This is a genomic window from Novosphingobium sp. B-7 (genome assembly GCF_000410615.1).
Classification (GTDB): domain Bacteria; phylum Pseudomonadota; class Alphaproteobacteria; order Sphingomonadales; family Sphingomonadaceae; genus Novosphingobium; species Novosphingobium capsulatum.
Genome location: NZ_KE148506.1, coordinates 1 through 306, shown reverse-complemented (window position 1 = coordinate 306; position 306 = coordinate 1). Strand labels below are relative to the sequence as shown.

General features: G+C 68.6%; 1 protein-coding gene. It reads right to left on the bottom strand.

The window, feature by feature from the left end; all coding sequences use genetic code 11:
- Window positions 1-276, bottom strand: a 276-nt coding sequence (locus H926_RS0122780; RefSeq protein WP_237741168.1) for a type I-E CRISPR-associated protein Cas6/Cse3/CasE, incomplete at its 3' end; no start/stop codon positions are given.
- Window positions 277-306 lie beyond the last annotated feature (30 nt).

Sequence of the window (306 nt, the reverse complement as noted above, 5' to 3'; positions counted from 1 at the left end):
GAAGGCGGCGTGCCGGCCCACCCCGCCGGCCAGGAGCGCGGCAAACCGGGCCGGGTCTTGTACCACCAGTGTTCCGGCAAACACCGCCTCAGGCGTTTCGCTGGCATGAAGCCCGCGCCCGCCATGCCGCGCCCGCACGGTGTTGACCCGGCGCATCTGGCGCAATGCCACGTGCTCGAGTGCACAGGCCCCATCAAGCCGCTGGACAAGCCATTGGGAATAGACCGCTTCCCGATCGAGCGGCGTTTCACCCTGGGCCTTTTCACAAGCGGCCACGAAGGCGTCTATTTCCCCGGCGCGGGCCTG